Origin of the sequence: Actinoplanes hulinensis, assembly GCF_019429605.1 — a bacterium.
GTDB classification, from domain to species: Bacteria; Actinomycetota; Actinomycetes; order Mycobacteriales; family Micromonosporaceae; genus Actinoplanes; species Actinoplanes campanulatus.
In genome coordinates, this window is sequence record NZ_JAHXZI010000021.1 from 143,018 (window position 1) to 161,144 (window position 18,127).

At 72.0% G+C, this 18,127-nt stretch carries 17 protein-coding genes; 9 read left to right on the forward strand and 8 right to left on the reverse strand.

The window, feature by feature from the left end:
- Positions 1-770 precede the first annotated feature (770 nt).
- On the forward strand, positions 771-2,792 hold the full coding sequence (locus KZ829_RS44230) for a GGDEF domain-containing protein (RefSeq protein ID WP_220147898.1): 2,022 nt from the start codon (positions 771-773) through the stop codon (positions 2,790-2,792).
- Positions 2,793-2,883: 91 nt separating this feature from the next.
- Positions 2,884-3,612 (forward strand): matrixin family metalloprotease, encoded by a 729-nt coding sequence (locus KZ829_RS33795; protein ID WP_220147899.1) that lies wholly within the window; start codon positions 2,884-2,886, stop codon positions 3,610-3,612.
- On the opposite strand, the gene KZ829_RS33800 is transcribed toward KZ829_RS33795, so the two are convergent.
- Entirely contained in the window at positions 3,593-5,035 is a 1,443-nt protein-coding gene (locus tag KZ829_RS33800; RefSeq protein WP_220147900.1) for an aminopeptidase P family protein, read from the reverse strand. The genes KZ829_RS33795 and KZ829_RS33800 overlap by 20 nt on opposite strands.
- A gap of 56 nt (positions 5,036-5,091) precedes the next feature.
- On the opposite strand from KZ829_RS33800, the gene KZ829_RS33805 reads away from it, so the two are divergent.
- Entirely contained in the window at positions 5,092-6,858 is a 1,767-nt protein-coding gene (locus KZ829_RS33805) for a cellulase family glycosylhydrolase (RefSeq protein ID WP_220147901.1), read from the forward strand.
- On the opposite strand, the gene KZ829_RS33810 is transcribed toward KZ829_RS33805, so the two are convergent.
- The gene (locus KZ829_RS33810) at positions 6,855-7,529 is read right to left on the reverse strand and encodes a carbonic anhydrase (protein WP_220147902.1); all 675 of its coding nucleotides are present in this window, start codon (positions 7,527-7,529) and stop codon (positions 6,855-6,857) included. The genes KZ829_RS33805 and KZ829_RS33810 overlap by 4 nt on opposite strands.
- 227 nt (positions 7,530-7,756) lie before the next feature.
- On the reverse strand, positions 7,757-8,260 hold the full coding sequence (locus tag KZ829_RS33815; protein ID WP_220147903.1) for a PaaI family thioesterase: 504 nt from the start codon (positions 8,258-8,260) through the stop codon (positions 7,757-7,759).
- A 56-nt stretch (positions 8,261-8,316) separates the two neighbouring features.
- Between KZ829_RS33815 and KZ829_RS33820 the strand changes: the two genes are divergently transcribed.
- Positions 8,317-8,793 (forward strand): winged helix-turn-helix transcriptional regulator, encoded by a 477-nt coding sequence (locus KZ829_RS33820; RefSeq protein WP_220147904.1) that lies wholly within the window; start codon positions 8,317-8,319, stop codon positions 8,791-8,793.
- Here KZ829_RS33820 and KZ829_RS33825 read toward each other — a convergent pair.
- Complete coding sequence (locus KZ829_RS33825) at positions 8,782-9,639, reverse strand: arylamine N-acetyltransferase family protein (protein WP_220147905.1); 858 nt, start codon at positions 9,637-9,639, stop codon at positions 8,782-8,784. The genes KZ829_RS33820 and KZ829_RS33825 overlap by 12 nt on opposite strands.
- Before the next feature lie 30 nt (positions 9,640-9,669).
- Here KZ829_RS33825 and KZ829_RS33830 point away from each other — a divergent pair, with 30 nt between their 5' ends.
- Positions 9,670-10,857 (forward strand): MFS transporter, encoded by a 1,188-nt coding sequence (locus tag KZ829_RS33830; protein ID WP_220147906.1) that lies wholly within the window; start codon positions 9,670-9,672, stop codon positions 10,855-10,857.
- Here the strand turns inward: KZ829_RS33830 and KZ829_RS33835 are convergent.
- Positions 10,826-12,070, reverse strand: a complete 1,245-nt coding sequence (locus KZ829_RS33835) for an SGNH/GDSL hydrolase family protein (RefSeq protein WP_308285768.1) — start codon at positions 12,068-12,070, stop codon at positions 10,826-10,828. The genes KZ829_RS33830 and KZ829_RS33835 overlap by 32 nt on opposite strands.
- 81 nt (positions 12,071-12,151) lie before the next feature.
- Here KZ829_RS33835 and KZ829_RS33840 point away from each other — a divergent pair, with 81 nt between their 5' ends.
- Positions 12,152-12,586: a hypothetical protein gene (locus KZ829_RS33840; protein WP_220147907.1), complete on the forward strand. Its 435-nt coding sequence runs from the start codon at positions 12,152-12,154 to the stop codon at positions 12,584-12,586.
- A 1,255-nt stretch (positions 12,587-13,841) separates the two neighbouring features.
- Here KZ829_RS33840 and KZ829_RS33845 read toward each other — a convergent pair.
- Positions 13,842-14,477 (reverse strand): hypothetical protein, encoded by a 636-nt coding sequence (locus tag KZ829_RS33845; protein WP_220147908.1) that lies wholly within the window; start codon positions 14,475-14,477, stop codon positions 13,842-13,844.
- Positions 14,478-14,651: 174 nt separating this feature from the next.
- On the opposite strand from KZ829_RS33845, the gene KZ829_RS33850 reads away from it, so the two are divergent.
- The 3 genes from KZ829_RS33850 (at position 14,652) to KZ829_RS33860 (ending at position 16,907) form a co-directional block, all read left to right on the forward strand.
- The gene (locus KZ829_RS33850; protein WP_220147909.1) at positions 14,652-15,362 is read left to right on the forward strand and encodes a hypothetical protein; all 711 of its coding nucleotides are present in this window, start codon (positions 14,652-14,654) and stop codon (positions 15,360-15,362) included.
- On the forward strand, positions 15,359-15,742 hold the full coding sequence (locus KZ829_RS33855) for a J domain-containing protein (protein WP_220147910.1): 384 nt from the start codon (positions 15,359-15,361) through the stop codon (positions 15,740-15,742). The genes KZ829_RS33850 and KZ829_RS33855 overlap by 4 nt, the downstream gene beginning before the upstream one ends.
- A 61-nt stretch (positions 15,743-15,803) precedes the next feature.
- Complete coding sequence (locus KZ829_RS33860; RefSeq protein ID WP_220147911.1) at positions 15,804-16,907, forward strand: FAD-dependent oxidoreductase; 1,104 nt, start codon at positions 15,804-15,806, stop codon at positions 16,905-16,907.
- A gap of 133 nt (positions 16,908-17,040) precedes the next feature.
- Here the strand turns inward: KZ829_RS33860 and KZ829_RS33865 are convergent, their stop codons facing one another.
- Both KZ829_RS33865 and KZ829_RS33870 read right to left on the reverse strand, forming a co-directional pair.
- Complete coding sequence (locus KZ829_RS33865; RefSeq protein WP_183217980.1) at positions 17,041-17,379, reverse strand: DoxX family protein; 339 nt, start codon at positions 17,377-17,379, stop codon at positions 17,041-17,043.
- Between the two features lie 59 nt (positions 17,380-17,438).
- Positions 17,439-18,071: a TetR/AcrR family transcriptional regulator gene (locus KZ829_RS33870; RefSeq protein ID WP_308285769.1), complete on the reverse strand. Its 633-nt coding sequence runs from the start codon at positions 18,069-18,071 to the stop codon at positions 17,439-17,441.
- Positions 18,072-18,127: the final 56 nt, after the last annotated feature.

Here is an 18,127-nt window from a genome sequence, read left to right on the forward strand (position 1 = left end):
GGCCAAATTCTCCCAAAAGCCGCGACTCGACCGTCCGATGATCACCCGGCCGTGGCATGCCGAGATCCGCAACCGGCGGGAGGCGAAGCGCCCGGACGCCAGAAACGGCCGGAAGGCGGAAGGCCAAACGGAAGACGCGAGCCAAAGAGCCTGTTTCTCGGTTTCGGGGTGGCCACGACGTCAAATCGCGCATTCGGATGGCCGCGGTGTTACCCCGACCCGCCGGCGACCTTGGTCAATTGCAGCTTTCGGGCCGATCTCGATTCCTGGTCACCCCGGCGGTAGATCATCGACCATGATCCATTTCCGCTGGAGGGCCTTGGGTCATCGGATACATCCAGGCGGCAAGACGATCAAGAGCACCAACCGCTCAACAGCCCGGCGGGCACCGCCCCGGGCGCCCCCACACGCAACCCGCAATCTTGGACGATCGACCACCGCAAGCGGTGGCCAGGCATCCAAGATCGCGGAAGCGCTTGGCGGAATAGCGGACACCCCGGCCGGTTCGCCCCCGCGGCCCGCGATCTTGGACGACTGGCCACCGAAATCGGTCGGAAAACGTCCAAGATCGCGGGGCGGCGCCTGCAGCCGCCGCCCAGGCGGTGGAGGCGCGGAAGGCGCGAGGGGGAAGGCGCGAGGGAGGAAGGCGCGAGGGAGGAAGGCGCGAGGGAGGAAGGCGCGAGGGAGGAAGGCGCGAGGGGGGAAGGCTCATGTGGGGGTGGGGTGGGCCGATGGGACCCCGGTCGGGAGCCAGCCGGGGGAGGTGACGCGTGGGCAGGCGCAATTCCCTGGGGACCGGGCAACGGTCGCGACGGCAGTCGCTGCGGGCATCCACCGTGTACGGCGCGGTGCCCGCGGTGCTGGCCGGGGCCTACGCGATCGGCACCTGGAACGACGGCGGCCGTGGGCCGATGCTGCTGCTGGCGGCCGTGATGACCGGGTTCGCGCTGGCCGGCTGGGCGCTGGCCGGGCGGATCGCGCGGACCCGCTGGTGGATCGTGATCCAGACGGCGGCGGCGATCGTCAACCTGGCGGGTGCCGCGGCTCTCGGGCTGTTGGACGGTGGGGTGGCCGGGCCGCTGGGCACGTTCGTGCCGTTGTCGGTGGTGCTGCTGGCGATCGTCGTGCCGCCACGGGCGTTTCTGCTGCCCGCCGCGGCCGGTGCTCTCGCGTACGCCTCGCTCGTGATTTTCGGTGAGACGCCGCCGGCGGCGGGTTATCCGCTGGTCCATGCGCTGGGTTTCGCCTGTGTGGCGGTGTTGTGCCTGCGGCATTCGGCGGTGCTGGCGTCGCTGCGGCGGCGGCTGGCCGACAGTTCCCGCACCGATCCGCTGACCGGCTGCCTGAACCGGCGCGGCTTCGACGAGCGGGCGGCCGCCGCGCTGACCGAGGCGGAGCGCACCGGTCGACCGCTCACCGTGATCCTGCTCGACCTGGACCGTTTCAAGGAGGTCAACGACACGCTCGGCCACCGGGCCGGCGACGAGTTGCTGGCCTGGACGGGGCAGGAGCTGCGCGCCGAGTTGCGGGCGCACGACGTGGTGGGCCGGCAGGGCGGTGACGAGTTCGCGGTGCTGCTGCCGAACACCGGCGCGGAGGCCGCGGCCCTGGTGGTGGACCGGCTCCGGGAGCGGCTTCGGACGTGCGCGCCGGCCAGCCTGGGTCACGCCACCTTCCCGGCCGACGCCACCGGTCTGACCGGCCTGGTGCATGTCGCCGACCAGCGGCTCTACCGGGACAAGGCGTCCCGGGACCGGTGTGCGCCGAGTGCCGAGGCGGTGGCGGGGGCGCGTACCGGCGTCCGGTCGGCGAGCCCGGCCCGGTCGGTGGCGGCGCTGGAGCGCCGTCGCCATTCGATCGCCGATCCGGGCTGGATGTCGATCACTCAGACCTGTGTGGCGATGCTCTACATCGCCCTGTTCGCGAACGACCACCCGCATCGTGCCGGCATGGTGGCGCTCTCGGTGTGGGGTTTCCTGACCGGGCTCGCCGTGGTGGCCCGCGCCGACTGGCTGAGCCGGTCGCGGCTGGCCCGGCCGCTGATGCTGGCGTTCGCGGCGAGTTCCTTCCTGAGCTGCGCGGCGGTCGCCACCCTGGACGGCGGTGTGGATCAGCCGCTCGGTGTCGGCGTGCTGCTGTCGATCCCGTTGCTGGTGCTGGGGATGCGCCCGGAGGTGACGGCGCCGATCGCGGTCGTGGCGGGGGGCGTGTGGATGCTGGTCGGCGTGCTCGTCGGCGATCCGGGCGGGTGGTATCTGGCGATTCAGCTGCTGGGCACGGCGACGGCCGCGGTGGCGTGTGCGGTGCAGGGCCGGGCGGCGGCCCGGCAGCGGCGGATGCTCACCAGGTTGTCCCGGGTGGATGTGCTGACCGAGGTGCTGAACCGGCGCGGCTTCGACGAGCGGTTCGCCGCGGAGGTGGCCGACGCCCGCCGGACCGGCCGGGGCGCCGCGCTCATGGTCCTGGACCTGGACGATTTCAAGACGGTCAACGACACGCAGGGGCACGCGGCTGGTGATCAGCTGCTGCGCTGGGTGGCCCTCACGCTGCGGGCCGACGTCGACGCGGTCGGCCGGCTGGGTGGTGACGAGTTCGTGGCCCTCGTGGATGACGGCACGGACCCGTTCGCCGTGGCCGACCGGCTGCGGACGCGGCTGGCCGCCCGGACCGGCGCCAGCATCGGCGTCGCCGTCCTCGACGTGGACGGCGACGACTTCGACTCGCTCTATGCGGTCGCCGACGCGCGCCTCTACCAGCAGAAGAAGCCGCGGAAGAGGTACGCCCACCGCTGAGCACCGCAACCGTCCCGCACCCCGCGACGACCGGAGCGGTCACCCGTCCCGATCACAGAATGGTTTTCCTCGATCGGAACGGATGCCTCTCATGAAGCGTGTTCTCGTCCTGCTCGCCGCGGTGTCGTCGCTGGTGGTGGCCCAGCCCGGGGTGGCGCTGGCCGCCGCCGGGAGCGCCCGGTCGTACGCGTTCATGAGCCAGTCCAACGGCGACCGCCTGATCGCCCGCTGGAATCCGTGTGCCGGCCCCATCGACTACCGGGTGAACCTGTCCCGCGCGCCGAAGAACTCGCTGCCCGAGGTGAAGACCGCGTTCGCCCGGGTCGGCGCGGCCACCGGGCTGACCTTCCGGTACGCCGGGACGACCTCGGCGATCCCGCAGGCGAAGAAGGGGTTCAACGGGAAGTACCCGGCCGGCACCGAGATCGTCATCGCCTGGGCCACCCCCGGGAAGCACAGCACCTGGCTGCCGGCCCGCTCCCGGTCGCTGGGCATGGGCGGCGGCTCGTGGCAGACCGCCTACACGTCGTCCGGCGGTAGCGCGCTGATGATGGTCCAGGGCGCCGTGGTGCTCAACGCGACCGGTCTGAAGGGGATGTCCCGCGGTTTCGGGGCGCACCGCGGCGGCACCACCGGGGCGGTGCTGATGCACGAGATCGGGCACGCGATCGGCCTGGCCCACCCGAAGCAGGACGACCGCAGCCAGATCATGTACCACACGGTGACGTCGAAGAAGGCGGTCTGGGGCGCCGGCGACCTGGCCGGCCTGCGCAAGGTCGGGAAGTCGGCCGGCTGCCTGGTCACCCAGAAGCGGAGCTGAGCCAGGCCTCCACGTCGGCGGCGGTGCGCGGCATCGCCGCCGACAGGTTCTCGTGACCGTCCCCGGTGACCAGTACGTTGTCCTCGATCCGGACACCGATGCCGCGGAACTCCGCGGGCGCGAGCAGGTCGTCGGCCTTGAAGTAGAGACCGGGCTCGACGGTGAGGATCATGCCGGGCCGCAGTTCGCCGCCCACGTAGTCCTCGCGGCGCAGCTGGGCGCAGTCGTGCACGTCCATGCCGAGGTGGTGTGAGGTGCCGTGGACCATCCAGCGGCGGTGCCAGCCGCCGGCCTCCGGGTCCAGCGTCTGGTCGACGGTCACCCCGGCGGGCAGCAGACCCCACCCGTGTACGCGTTCGGCGATCACCCGGGTGGCGGCCGCGTGGATGTCCCGGAACCGGTTGCCCGGCCGGACGGCGGCCAGCCCGGCCTCCTGCGCGTCGAGGACGGCCTGGTAGATCTCCCGCTGCGGGCCGCTGAACCGGCCGCCGGCCGGCAGGGTGCGGGTGATGTCGGCGGTGAACAGCGAGTCCAGCTCGACGCCGGCGTCGATCAGGATCAGGTCGTCCGGGCGGACCTCTCCGGTGTTGCGGATCCAGTGGATGGTGTTGGCGTGGTCGCCGGCCGCGCAGATCGAGTCGTACCCGATGCCGTTGCCCTGGTGGCGGGCGTGCAGGCCGAAGATCCCCTCGATCCAGCGCTCGCCGTGGCCGTTGGCGATCGCCTCGGGCAGGGCCGCGATGATCGCCTCGAAGCCGCGGTGGGTGGCGGCGATCGCGGCGCGCATCTCACCGATCTCCCATTCGTCCTTGACCAGCCGCATCTCGGACAGGTGCCGGTCCAGTTCGTCGTCGGCGCCGGGCAGGACGGCCGGGCCGTCCACCCGTAGTTTGTCGATGAGCCGTGCCACCGCCGGGTCGGCCGACCGGACCACCCGCAGCCGGGCCGGGTCGGCGTCCTTGGCGAGCGCGTCCGGGAGGGCGTCGAGGTGGGCCGCGGCGATGCCGTAGCGGGACTCGATCTCCTCGATGGTGGGCCGCGGGCCGACCCAGAACTCGCCGTACCGCATGTCGGCGTAGAACTCGCTGCTGTCGCGCGGGGCGAGCGGCCGGAAGTAGAGGGTGGCCCGCCCGTCGTCGAGGACGAGCACGCTGTCCGGCTCGGCGGCCGCGCCCAGCCCGGTGAGGTGGGCGAAGGCGGTGTGCGGCCGGTACGGGTAGTCGGTGTCGTTGCTGCGCACCTTGGGCCCACCGGCCGGGATGACCAGCCGCTCGCCGGGGAATTCCCCGGCCAGTGCGGCGCGGCGCCCGGCCGCCCGGTCGGCGACGTCGGCCCGGGGTGCCGGGGTGGTTTCGCGGGGCGCCCACCCGGAGGCGATGAACGCGCGGAAAGCTTCGGCCGTCATGGGTCGAAATAGTGCCATGCGCCGCTGTTATCGCGGGGGTTTGCCAATTGTGAACAAGTGATTACCGTCGATACATGCGGGCCTTCTTCGTGACACTCCTGCTGGTCATGGCCGGTGTGGTGGCTCCGGCGCAACCCGCCGCGGCCGCCGTTCCGGCGTTCACCGACGCGTACGGCCGGGAAATCGTGCTCCGCGGCTTCAACGTCTCCGGCAGCACCAAGCTGTACGAGAACGGCCTGCTGCCGTTCCGTGACACCGCCGCCGCGGCCGCCGCGGCCACCGCGATGCGCGACCTCACCGGCGCCAACGCGATCCGCTTCCTGATCAGCTGGGAGGGCGTGCAGCCGGCCCGGGACCGGATCGACACCGCCTACCTGGCCCGGGCCGCCGCGCAGATGCGGGAGTTCACCGACCGCGGCATCCGGGTGCTGATCGACTACCACCAGGACCTCTGGTCGGCGCACCTGTTCGACCCGGACAGCTGGTACACCGGTGACGGCGCCCCGAAGTGGGTGATCGACGCCGGGACCTATCCGGACGAGTCGTGCGGCATCTGCATCCTGTGGGGGCAGAACATGCTCACCAACGGCGCGGTCCGGGCTGCCGCCCACGACTTCTGGCACAACCGTTACGGGGTGCAGGACGCCTATCTGGCGCAGGCGCGGGCCGCTCTCACCTACTTCCGCGCCAACCTGGACCACACCATGGTCCTGGGCGTCGACCCGTTCAACGAGCCGTTCGACGGCGGCCTCGACGGCGCGTCCGGCGCTACCTGGGAGGCGACCCTGCTGATGCCGTTCTACCAGCGGTTCCGTGCCGTGATGGACGAGACCGGCTGGGCCGCGCGGCCGCTGTACGCCGAGCCGCTGGTGTTCTGGAACACCCAGTTCGGTGAGGCGGGCGGGTTCACCACGATCCCGCCGCTCGGGCCGCGGTACGTGTTCAACAGCCACTACTACGACGGCGGCCGGATGACGCTGGACCCGACCGCGGCCGGCGACGGGACGTACAGCGCCGCCATGAACCGGATCCGGGACCGGGCGACCGCGCTGGGCGCCCCGCCGTTCGTGTCCGAGTTCGGCAACGCGCTCTCCGGAACGGGCAGCAGTGGCCGTACCCCGTGGATGGTCCGGGCCATGTATCAGGGCCTCGACTCCCGGCTGTCCGGCGCCTCGTTCTGGAACAGCACGACGGGATCCGGGCCGGCGCTGTCGGCGACGCAGTGGCACTGGGACGTCTACAGCGGTCGGCACAGCGAGGCGATGAACGGCAACCCCGACAAGATTCAGACCACCGGGGACGCCTGGAACGGCGAAGACCATTCGGTGTACGCGAACGGAGCACTCCGATTGGACCGGCGGGTGCTGGACCGCCTCTTCCCCAGTGCCGTGGCCGGGAGCACGATCGCGTTCGCCTACGAGGACCTGGCCCGTGACGGGTACGCGGGCGCCGGCCGTCAGCAGGCGTGGCTGACCGTCCCGTCCCGGCTGCCCACGATCGCCGGGCTGGTGGCGGGCCGCCAGTACGGCGTACTGGTGTGGCGTGGCCCGTCCGCCCCGCTCGGCGCGCCGACCGAGTTGCACCTGCCCGGCTCGTTCCCGTCGGCCCGCACCGTGGTGGTCTCCGACCTGGGCACCCGGAGCGGGCTGACGGCGAGCGGCCCGATCGCCGTCGCCACCGAGGCCGGCGCGACGACGGCCCGGCGGCTGCTGCTCGACGGGGACGGCTCGGTGCACGTGGCGCTCGTCGTCAACGCGTCCGACACGGCCTCGATCCCGGCCGCCACCCTGACGGCGGCGCGGGCCGAACTCCTCGGCTGGGCCGCCGGTATCCGGGTCTAACGGACCAGCGTCACCAGCCCGGAGTCCAGGTCGTAGCGGGCGCCGACCACCAGGGTCGCCCCGCTCTCCACCGCCTCGTGGACGATCTCGCTCTGCTCGACGATCGCCTCGGCCTGGGCGCGCACGTTGGCCCGGACCGCCTTCTCGACCCCGTCCGGGTCGTCCACATAGGGCGCGACGATCGGGCGCAGCGCGTCCACGACGGCCGCGATGTGGCCGGGGACCTCGGCGCCGGTGCGGATCGCGTTCAGGGTGGCCGAGATCGCCCCGCAGCGCTCGTGCCCGAGCACCATGATCACCGGCGGGACGAACTCCTCCACCGCGTACTCGATGCTGCCGAGCAGGATGTCGTCGACCAGGTTGCCGGCGACCCGGTTGTCGAAGAGGTCACCGATCCCCTGGTCGAAGAGGATCTCCGGGGTGAGCCGGGAGTCCGCGCAGCCCAGGATGACGGCGAACGGATGCTGCCCGGCGGCGACCTCGCGCACCCGGGCGGGACTCTGGCGAGGGTGCCGGGCGCGCCCGGCGGCGAAACGCCGGTTTCCGGCCAGCATCGACGCCAGCGGATCCGACGAGGGGTGGGTGTCCGCCGAGGCGGCGTGCGGGAGCGCCATCGATCCGGCGATGGCGCCACCGGCGGTGAACAGGGTGCGACGGTGGAGCGTAAGCATCAGACGTCTCCTGACTCGCGAGAGGGACGCCGGTCATCGTGCTCCCGCGAGCAGCCCCCGCCAAGCCTCCGTCGCGATCAGGACACGTCGATCTGATGATGGCCCAAAAGACAGATCAAATATTTTCGTACGGCTACGCGCACCCGCCGTACCGGACCCGCAAGCCGCTGCCGGGTCCGGACCATGCCGCGCCCGCCGGGCGTGAGTGGGTGGTCCAGCCGAAAAGATCAGATCTCGAAGATCATGCAGCTGGACGTGGCGTGGGCGATGAGACGGCCGGCCGCGTCGGTGATGCGGGCCTCGGCGAGCGCGGTCCGCCGGCCGCGCTGGAGCACCGTCCCGGCGCAGGTGAGCTTGCCGGACGCGATGGTGGCCGGGCGCAGGAACTTCACGTTGAGATCCATGCTGGTGTAGCCGACCCCGGCCGGGAGGGTGCTGTGCACCGAGCAGGCGGCCGCGGTGTCGAGGAGCGTCGACAGGATCCCGCCGTGCACACTGCCGAGCGGGTTGTAGTGGAACTCCCGCGGCTCCAGCGTGAGGGTCACGGCGCCCTCCTCGACCTGCATGCCCTCGCCGTCGATGAGGTGCATGACCGGCGGCGGCGGGAGCTCACCGGTGGCCATGGCCCGCAGGATCTCCAGCCCGCTGCGCCGGCCCAGCAGGTGCGCGTGCTCCGCGGGGTCGGTCCAGCCGAACGTACGGGTACGGGTGGCATCCTGAGTCTGCGTCATGGATGCAGGCTGGCAGAGGCTTGCTGCGTCTGTCAACGAGACTTAGCCTGTCTCACATGACTGCGCCCTCCCCGCTGGACTGGTCGTTCGACAACTGCACCATCGAGCGGGCGATGGGCGTGCTCGGCGAGAAGTGGACCCTCGTGGTGCTGCGCGAGATCTTCACCGGGGTCCGCCGGTTCGAGGACATGCGCACCCGCACCGGCATCCCCCGCCAGGTGCTCACCAACCGGCTGGCCGGCCTGGTGGAGAACGGGGTGCTCCGGCGCGAGCCCTACCAGGAGCCGGGCGCCCGGGTCCGGCACGAGTACCGGCTCACCCCCAAGGGCTTCGACCTCTACCCGGTGCTGATCGCCCTGGCCGAGTGGGGCAACCGCTACCTGGCCGACCCGGAGGGCCCGCCGATCCGCTACGCCCACCGCGACTGCGGCGCCGACCTGCACCTGGAGGCGTACTGCACGGACGGCCACCACCTCACCGACCACCGCGAGATCCAGCCCCGCCCGGGCCCGGGCGCCCGGTTACGCCCGTGACTCCAGCCAGGCCTCGTGGGCCCGGGTGGCCGAGGCCCACAGGATCGCCCGGTCCTCGGCGGGCAGGGTGATGCCGAACACCTCGTCCAGGGCGCCGAAGTAGTCGTCCTCCGTGGCCAGTGGAGTGTGGACCGGCTCGGCCTCGGTCCGGGTCAGGGTGCGGGCGCGCAGCACGTCGAAGCCGGTGGCGTCGCGCCGGCAGACCGCCGGGGTGCGGACGAAACCGGACTCCGGCGAGGTGGACAGTTCCTCGTGCTTCGCCCGGAACTCCGACATCCGGGCCGGTTCCGCGCGGAAGTCCATGCCGAGGAAGCTGCCGCGCGGATCGTGGTCGAACCGCCAGCCGCCCGGCTCGGCCTCCGACGGGCGCAGCGCGTACCGGAACGGGCCGTCCGCGTGCTCGCCCGCGATCAGCGGAAGCGGGCCGTGCAGGCCGTCGCCCATGCCCAGGTCGACCAGCCAGACGCCGTCCGGGCAGGTGTCCGACGGCAGGCCGGAGACGGTGAGCACCAGGTGGTTGGCGGAGGCCCCGGCGGGCAGCGTCTTGTTGCCCTGCACGCCGCCGACATGCCGGGTGACCTGGTAGCCGAGCGCCCGCAGCAGCGCCGAGAACGCCCCGTTGAGGTGGAAGCAGTACCCGCCGCGACCGGCCACGATCCGGGCCGCCGACTCGGCCGGGCAGACCGTGGTGGGCCGCCCGATGTGGATCTCCAGGCACTCGTAGGGCACCCGCTCGGCGTGCGCCCGGTGCAGGGCGTCGAGCGCCGCCACGCCCGGCTCGTGACCGGCCAGCTCGGGCAGGCCCAGCCGGGCCAGGTAACCGGGTACGTCGATGCTGTCAGGCATGCCGACACGTTAGCCGCTTACGATCCGCGGGTGACGACCACCGACACCGCCCGGCGCCGCCCGCTCATCACGTTGCTGGTCGTCTGCCAGAGCACGATCGGGCTGATCTTCGGCGGGATCGGGCTGTTCCTGCCGCTGATCCGTTCCGACCTGGGGCTGAGCTTCACCGAGGCGGGCACCCTGGCCGCCGCGAGCAACCTCACCTACGCCCTGATGCAGGTGCCGTCCGGATACCTGGCCGACCGGTTCACCCCGCGCCGGCTGTTCCTCATCGGGCTGCTCGGCCTGAACGTCCTGTCGGCCCTGTTCGCGGTGCTCGACACGTACCCCCTGCTGTTGATCGACCAGGCGCTGGCCGGCTTCTTCCGCGCCCTGGTCTTCACCCCCGGCATGCTGCTGATGACCCAGTTGTTCCCGCCGGGCCGGCGGGCCACCGCCATGGGCCTGTACGTGGTCGGCGGCTTCTCCTCGAACGTGCTGCTCAGCGCCGTCGGGCCGCTGCTGGTCGGGCCGCTCGGCTGGCGGCTGCTGTTCCTGCTGTTCTCCGGGTTCGGGCTGCTGGCCCTGATGCTGTACCGGTTCCTCGCCGGGGCGGCGCCGCGGCGGGAACCCGGCGACCCGGTCCGGTTCGCCGACCTGCCGGGGCTGATCCGGCAGCGGATCATCCAGCTCACCGGGGTCATCCAGTTCACCCGGCTCGCCGTGGCGCAGGGCTTCACGTTCTGGCTGCCCACCTATCTGGTGGTCGACCGCGGGCAGTCGCTGGCCACCGCCGGCCTGGTCGCCGCGCTGGCCTCGGCGATCAGCGCGCCGGTCAACTACCTGGGTGGCTACCTGTCCGACCGGATCAACCGGCCGCTGCTGGTGATCGGCGGTTCGCTGACCGTCCTGACCGTCGGCCTGACACTGCTCACCTACGTGCCCGGCATGCTCGGGCTGCTCGGCGTGGTAGCGCTGATCTCGATGGCGATCCAGGTCTACTTCGGGCCGCTGTTCGCCCTGCCGTTGCAGGTGCTCGGGTCCAGCGGCGCCGGGCTGATCAGCGGTTTCGGCAACTTCTGCGCCAACCTGGGCAGCTTCGCCTTCGTGTACGCGCTGGGCGCCGTCAAGGACGCCACCGGCTCGTTCCGGGCCGGGTTCCTGAGTCTTGCCGCGCTCTGCGTGGTGGCCCTGATCGCGACCCGGCTCACCCGGCCGCTGCTTCGAAGAGCCGGCTAGGCACGGCGGCGGCCAGGGCGGCGTACCCGCGCGGGTTCAGGTGCAGGTGGTCGCCGGCGTCGAAGACCGGGAGCAGCCGCCAGGGCGCGACCGGATCGCGTACCGCCGCGTCGAAGTCCACCCAGCCGTCGAACAGGCCGGCCCGGATCGCGGCGTTCACCTGCTGGCGGGCGGACTCCCGTACGCCCGCCTTGTCGTCGTAGATGTTGCCGCCGAAAGGCGTGAGCGTGGCGCCGAAGATCCGCAGGCCGCACGCCTGCGCGCGCAGCGCGATCTGCTGGTAGGCGCCGATCAGCCCGGCCACGACGCGGCGTTGCGCCAGCTCGGTGGCGGCCGTCATGCCCAGGTCGTTGACGCCTTCGAAGACGAGCAGCCACCGGGCGCCGCTGACCGTCAGCACGTCGCGGTCCAGCCGGGCCAGGGCGTTCGGGCCGAGGCCGTCGCACAGCACCCGGTTGCCGCGGGCCGCCTGGTTGAGCACCGCGAGGCCGGGGCGGCGCAGCCGGATGAGCAGTTGGTCGGGCCAGCGGTCGTTGCCGTTGAGGGTGGAGCCGCGGCCGTCGCTCAGCGCGTCGCCGAGCACGACCAGCCCGGCCGCGCCGGTCGCGGTGACCTCGACCGCGCTGAGCAGGTACCAGTGGTTGACCGGCACGGCCCCCGGCAGCTCCGGGTCCGCGAGCCGGTCCCCCTCGATCAGCCACGAGGTGGTACGCGAACCCGGATGCGAGGTGAGCGCCGACCCGTCCTGCCCGTCCCGCAGGTGGACGGTGACCGTCAGGTTCTGCGCCGCGACGACCGGCAGATCGACCGGGTCGGAGATCATCTGCGCGCCCGGCGGCACGGTCACCTCGTCCCGGCCGCCGAACGTCAGCCGCCGCGAACTGCCCGGCTGGATGCCCGGCGCCCCGGCCCGGCCGTCCCGCGGCAGAGCCACGGCGGCCGCGCTGATCGGCAGGTCGGTCGTGCCGAACGCGTTGGAGAACCGGACCCGCAGCCGCCGCCCGCCCAGGGACAGGCGCACGGTCTGGCGCAGGGTGGCGTTCACCAGCATGGCGCGGTCGCCGGTGAACGGCTCCGGCGGCAGGTCGTACGGTTCGGTGATCTGTGGAGCGGCGGTCCAGGTGTGGGTCCAGCGGGGGCGTGGGGGCGGGTGGGGATCGAACAGAAGCAGCGGGGAGGCGGCTCCCAGCAGGGTGCGTCGCCGCAGGGGCACATCCCGAAACGTATAGCCGTGGATCTATACAGTCAATGGGCTCACGATGCGTTTGGGAGCGCTCCAAGATAAGCTTCCGCCATGCTGATGGCCCTGCTGCTCGACATCGCGAACATCGTCGGCGGGCTACTGCTCGCCATTCCCCTGCTCGGCCGCTTCCCGGTCGTCGCCAGGGTCACCGCGCGGATCGCCCCGTGGCGCTGGCTGGTCGGGATCGTCGCCCTGGTAGCGGGCGGCTACTTCCTCATCGTGCACCTGGTCTCCGGGCCGCACCTGTTCCACTTCGAGGTGGTCGGGATCGCGGTCGGCGTCCTGCTCGCCTGGGAGCGCCTGACCGGCCGCAAGCCACTTGTCCCGGCCGCACCGGTCACCACCCCGGCCGCCCCCTCCCCCACCTCGGAGCCCGCGCCGGTCGCGGTCGCTCCGGCCGATCTCGCCGGCCCGGCGCTGCTGGTCGCGGTCTTCGGCATCATCGCGATCATCGTGGGCTTGCAGGGCCTCTTCACCCCCAACTGATCTTGTACGCGTGACGCCGCCCCCAACCCCATCGGCCCATTCCGCCCCACCCCGCGGTCTCCCTGCCACTCCCGCCTTTGCCGCGCCCGCCGCTCCCGCCTTTGCCGCGCCCGCCACTCCCGCCTTTGCCGCGCCCGCCACTCCCGCCTTTGCCACTCCCGCCTTTGCCACGCCCGCCACTCCCGCCTTTGCCACGCCCGCCGGGTTGAGCTCGGTGGCCCCGCGGGACCGCTCAGCCCTCCTGCGGCCGCTTACGCCGAGTGGGCGGTTGCGCTTTGGCTTCCCAGGCACGCGCACCGTTGACCCACGGCCGTAACGCCCGCCACGCCGGTTGGGTGGTTGCACTTGACGCCGGTCGCACCACGGGAACCCGCCGAGGAGTCACTCACCGCGATGATGGCAGCGGGTGCGCGGTAGATAGGTGCTGTTCTGGAGTCTCCTTCTCGATTGCCGCGGGGGTGGATGTCAAGTCGCCTGTTCGCGTGTTTCTCGCCTTCGCCGCGAGGTTCGGCCGGTCACCGTCGGCCGCGCGAGTCATCCGCAGCCATCGATGTAGATCTTGGGTGATCGTCACCGAACACGCGATCTTGCGCCATGGTGGCCAGCCGGATGTATCCGATCACCCAAGGTCTTCCAGCGAAAATAGATCATGGGCGATGATTGACCGCTGGGCAACAACCAGGAATCAAGATCGGCCCGACAGCCACCATCACCCAAGATCGCCGGTGCCGGGGTGACGCCGCAGCCATCCGAATGCGCGACTCGACATCGCGGCCACCCACAACCGAGAACAGGCTCTCCGGCTACCTCGACCCTCCACAAGAACCGGTAAACCGAGTTCCCCGCTCACGCGGAGTGCCGGCCAGCCGGGCCTTTGGAGGTGAGCGCACACGAAAGCCGCCACGTGAGCGGCCGTCGCGGCGATAGGCCAAGTAGGCGACCACAACACCGCCACCGTGCGCGCACACCCTTGTGTAAGTGCGACCACCCACCCCGGGCGACCGGCGTGACGGCCGCGGGCGGGCAGCCTCGGTGCCTGGGAAGCAACACCGCAACCACCCACCCAGCGTGACCGGAAGGCGGGCGGCCGTGACCGGCGGGATCTGCGGAGGTTGCAACCCCCCGGCCTGCCCGGACACCGATCTGCGCCCGGCGGGCGCGGCAAGGGCGGGAGTGGGCAGCGGGCTCGCGTGGCTGGGCGGAACGGACCTGAAAAGGGCGGAACGGCGTCACGCGTACCGGAAACGGGGTTGATCTAAAGGCCGGGCGGCAGCTCCTGCTGAGGTGTCTGCGGGGCAGGGCCACCGATGCCCTGGAGCTCGGGCGGCGGCACGAAGCCGGGCGGCCACGGCTTGCCGAACATCGCCCCGCACAGGGTGACGGTCGCCCAGGGCACCCACGGGCCGCGCAGCATGATCGGGTAGGAGCCCTCGAAGTGGAGGGCCACCGAGTACTGCATCGGGCTCGGCTCGATCATCAGCAGGTGCTCGAGCTCGTAGCTGGACCACTGCTCGATCATCAGCAGCACCCGCCGGTTCGTGACGATCGCCGGGAACCGGCCCCAGGGCCGCCACTGCGGGCGGGACGCCTCCTCGGCCTTGCGCCGCTGGTTCGCGTGGTAGGCGGCGCCGGCGGCCATCGCGGCGGCGGTGAACAGCAGGCCACCGGAGGCGAAGGTGCCGCCCGAGTACGAGTAGTCGGCGCCGCAGTAGAGGCTCACGTCCACGGGCAGCGTGCCGTACTGTTCCTCGCCCGGCCGGCACATGATCGTCGGCTGCACCGGCTGGACCGGCCGGCCCGCGCTCAGGTGCTCGATCATCCCGACCATCGACTTCCACCCGGCGGCGATCTGCTCCGCCTCCTGCTGCTGAATCTCCCGGAATCCAGGCATTGCATCCCCCTTGCTCGGTCGCCAGCCTGGCAGGTACAGAGTGGCCTGAACAGGGGCAGACCACGTCCGAGTGCCGAAACTGTCCGTTGTGGGTCTTCGGTGTGGACGATGTCCTGAGTGCACATCGCTTGATCGGGTACTGACGGACAGAACATCCGTCGATAGCGTGGGACCGTGTCTGACGAGCGGGAACGGTTCAGGGAGGATCGGCGCGGCGCCGCCGACCGGGAGCGGGCTCTGGCCCGGGGCGGCGAGAAGCGCGGCGAGGGACGACCGGTTCCGGTGCACCGGCCGGGCCAGATCGAGTTCTTTCCGGCGGTCGACCCCGAAGAGGCGTGGAACCGGCTGAACCCGGAGGTCCGCGGTGTTCTCGCCCGGCGGGCCGGGCAGCCGCTGGAGCGCTGGGCACGGGTCGACGACGGCCTGGTCACCGCCATGCTGCTGGGCGACCGGGCGCTGGTGAAGGCCGCCCCGAACGGGCGTAGCCACGAGTTCACCGAGCTGATCCTCGTGAGCCCGGAGACCGCCCTTGTGAAGGAGGTCAACGAAACCTCCGGAGGCCGTCCCGGCAGTAGGAGCGGCGGAGTGGAGCGGATGCCCGGCTCCCCCGTACTGGACCGGATGTCCCAGGAACTGCGGGACTTCCTCGGCCACCTGCCCGAGCAGGCGCAACGGCTGATGCAGAAACCGTTCCGGGACGCGGCCGAACCACCCCGCGGCGAGCGGGAGATCTTCCAGTGGGAGACGGCCACCCAGCGCGACTGGAAGGTGTTCGGCTATCTGCACGACGACCGGTGGGCGACGGTCGTGGCCGGTTCCGGGGTGCTGCGCGGCGAGGCGGCCACCTGGCGGCTGAACTGCCGCCGGTTCCGGGTCCGCAAGTGACCGGGCGGTTCCGGGATCTGCACGGGCACGACCCCTATCGGGTGCTCGGCGTGGCTCCGACCGCGTCCCGGCAGGAGATCAGCCGGGCCCGGCGGGACCGCCAGCGTGAGGCGCACCCGGACGGCGGGGCGGGTGACGGCGACCGGGCCAAGCTGATCAACACGGCGGCGGACATCCTGCTCGACGACGCACTGCGGCGGGAGTACGACAACTCGCGCGTCCCGGGGCCGCCGCCGCCCACGTACACGTCGCCGTACCACTATCACGTGCCGCCGCCGTCCGGTGGCGGCGCGCTCAAGGCCCTGCTGATCACCCTCGCCGTCGTGACCCTCGTATGCTTCGTCGGCTGCCTGCTCGGGCTCATGGGGTCCGGCCGCTGAAACTGTCCGGTTGACGCCACTCATCCAACGATGACGGCGAATGAGGGGAGCCTGGGTCGTCATGGACGTACTTGTGGTGGGTGGCGGCATCGCCGGCCTGGCCACGGCCCGGGCGCTGCGCCGCCGGGACGTGCCGGTCACCGTCGCCGAGCGCGGCGACACCGATGCCGGCGGCCTGGCGATCAACCTGCCCGGTAACGCCGTGACCGCTTTCGCCGCCCTCGGCCTCGCCGACGGTCTCCAGAAGCTCGGCCGTACCACCCACCGGAGGGAGTACCGCTCGGCCCGCGACCGGCTGCTCTTCGCCGTCGACGAGGACGCGTTCTGGGGCCCGGAGGCCCGGCCCCGCTGCGTGCGGCGCTCCGATCTGCTCGCCCTGCTGGCGGACGGCCTGGACGCCCCGGTCCGGCGGCCACTCACGGTGACCGCGGTCCGGCCGGTGCCCGGCGGCGCCGAGGCGACCTTCGGTGACGGCGCCCGCCAGACCTTCGGCCTCGTCGCCGGCGCCGACGGCGTCCACTCGGTCGTCCGCGCCACCGCGATGCCGGCCGGCGCCACCGGCACGCAGACCGCCCTGCTCAGCGCCGCGAGCTGGCGTTTCATGGCGCCCAACCCGGGCGTCGACTGCTGGACGGTCTGGTCCGGCAGGGGTGGCGCGTTCCTGCTGATCCCGGTCGACGACGACACCGTCTACGGGTACGCCTCAGCCACCGGCGGCGGCAAGGTGAGCGCCGACGCGTCCTGGCTCCAGGACACTTTCGGTGACTATCCGGCCCCGGTCCGCCGGGTTCTGGACGGGCTGACCGATCTCTACCACTCCCCGGTCGAGGAGGTCCGCACCGGCACGTGGGCCTCCGGCAACTGCGTGCTGGTCGGCGACGCGGCCCACGCCACCGCTCCCGTCTGGGCGCAGGGCGCGGCCCTGGCCGTCGAGGACGGTCTGGTCCTGGCCGACCTGCTCGCCGACGGCGACTGGGACGGCGCGGGCGCCCGCTACGAACAGCTGCGCCGGGAGCGGGTCACCCACGTACAGGCCGCCACCGACCGCTTCTCCCGGGCCGCCGCCCTGCCGGTCTGGCTACGTGACCGGCTGCTCCCCCGGATCGGCCCGCGCACCTACCGCACCACCTACGACCCGCTCCGCCACCCGTTCCCCACCCCTTAGATCAAACCCCGTTTCCAGTACGGGGTGGAGCGTCCCCAACCGCATCCAGCACGTCCCGTAGCGCACCGCGGGCCCCGTGCGTGGTCCCGCCCGCGAGGCGCCGCCGGGCGAAGATCGGTGGTCCAGCCGGCTCTCAGCCGGCCGTGGTGAGGTAACCCGCGGTGAGTGCGGCGACGACCAGCGGCACCGCGATCCGCCACGCCCCGTCCTGGCAGAGCCAGCGCAATCCGGCCGCGATCACCATGAGCACGATGAGGCCGACGGCCGACGCGACGCCGAGCACCGGGACGGCCAGTCCGGCGGCCACACCGATGCTGCCGGCGATGAGCAGGGCGGAGAACTTCCGGTACTCCCCCAGCGAGACTCCGAAGTGGTATGCCGCGGCGAGCTGCTCCTCGCGCGCGGCGGCGAGGCGGGCCAGGCCCTGGACGCCGAAGAAGACGATGACGATGCCGGCGAGCACGGTGTTCACGAGGTCACTCCGAACGGACGGCGACAAACTGCACAGGCACGTGCAGGTTAGGCCGGGCGTCAGACGGGACGCAACGGGTTGTGACGCGGCTCGCGGGCCCGGCGGATCGCCTCCTCGGCGGCCGCCGGGGTGAGCCCGGCGGCGACCAGAAGCCCGACCGTGGAGCCGGTGCCGTCATCGGCCCACAGCTCGTCGTTGACCGCCCGCATCATGGCCAGCGTCATGGCCTGGAGCGCGACGCTGAGCACCGGCAGCGGCAGGTGGGTGGCGAACCGGCCCCGCTCCCTGCCCCGGGTCAGCAGCTGATAGCTCTGTTCGGCGATCGGGTGGAGCAGGTCGCGCAGCCCGGCCATGCCGAGGCCGGTCTCGGCCAGGGAGATCAGCAGGCGGTACTGCTCGCCGGCCGCCCACACGGTGAGGGCGAAGTCGGCGAGCGCCACCTCCGGTTCGAGGGCGGCCCGGTCGGTGACCGCGAGCGCGTCCAGCAGGTCGGTCGCGCAGCGGTCGGCGAGCCCGGCCAGCAGGGCGTCCCGGTTGGGGAAGTGGGCGTAGACGGTGCGGCGGACCACGCCGGCGGCCTGGGCCAGGTCGTCCATACTGGCCGCGGGCTGGCGGGCGAGCAGTGTCCGGGCCGCCCGCAGGATCCGGTCCCGGTTCTCCTCGGCGTCGCGCCGCCGGCCTCTCTCACTCACCGCCGGACTATCGCACATCGACTCTTGACGTTCCCGCTGTGAGCGCTAACACTCTG

Coding starts and splice junctions, on each gene's coding strand:
- KZ829_RS33795 (WP_220147899.1), top strand. CDS start 2,884: ATGAAGCGTGTTCTCGTCCTGCTCGCCGCGGTGTCGTCGCTGGTGGTG.
- KZ829_RS33800 (WP_220147900.1), bottom strand. CDS start 5,035: ATGGCACTATTTCGACCCATGACGGCCGAAGCTTTCCGCGCGTTCATC.
- KZ829_RS33805 (WP_220147901.1), top strand. CDS start 5,092: ATGCGGGCCTTCTTCGTGACACTCCTGCTGGTCATGGCCGGTGTGGTG.
- KZ829_RS33810 (WP_220147902.1), bottom strand. CDS start 7,529: ATGCTTACGCTCCACCGTCGCACCCTGTTCACCGCCGGTGGCGCCATC.
- KZ829_RS33815 (WP_220147903.1), bottom strand. CDS start 8,260: ATGACGCAGACTCAGGATGCCACCCGTACCCGTACGTTCGGCTGGACC.
- KZ829_RS33820 (WP_220147904.1), top strand. CDS start 8,317: ATGACTGCGCCCTCCCCGCTGGACTGGTCGTTCGACAACTGCACCATC.
- KZ829_RS33825 (WP_220147905.1), bottom strand. CDS start 9,639: ATGCCTGACAGCATCGACGTACCCGGTTACCTGGCCCGGCTGGGCCTG.
- KZ829_RS33840 (WP_220147907.1), top strand. CDS start 12,152: ATGCTGATGGCCCTGCTGCTCGACATCGCGAACATCGTCGGCGGGCTA.
- KZ829_RS33845 (WP_220147908.1), bottom strand. CDS start 14,477: ATGCCTGGATTCCGGGAGATTCAGCAGCAGGAGGCGGAGCAGATCGCC.
- KZ829_RS33860 (WP_220147911.1), top strand. CDS start 15,804: ATGGACGTACTTGTGGTGGGTGGCGGCATCGCCGGCCTGGCCACGGCC.